The 233-nt window shown below is 57.1% G+C and carries 1 rRNA gene; it reads left to right on the top strand.

The features are described 5' to 3' along the window. Positions 1–233, top strand: a 23S ribosomal RNA gene (locus ADK54_RS20105); the annotation flags it as partial.

Raw genomic sequence — 233 nt, 5'->3', positions numbered from 1 at the left:
TGGTGGAGCCGGTGACCCAGACTTGTAGTAGGTAAGCGATGGGGTGACGCAGGAAGGTAGTCCAGCCCGGGCGGTGGTTGTCCCGGGGTAAGGGTGTAGGACGTTGTCTAGGCAAATCCGGACAACACATAGTCTGAGACCTGATGCCGAGCCGATTGTGGTGAAGTGGATGATCCTATGCTGTCGAGAAAAGCCTCTAGCGAGTTTCATGGCGGCCCGTACCCTAAACCGAC

This window comes from Streptomyces sp. WM6378, from assembly GCF_001279695.1.
Lineage (GTDB): Bacteria > Actinomycetota > Actinomycetes > Streptomycetales > Streptomycetaceae > Streptomyces.
Note: the sequence above shows the minus strand (reverse complement) of the source record. Positions and strands in the feature narration are given on the sequence as shown.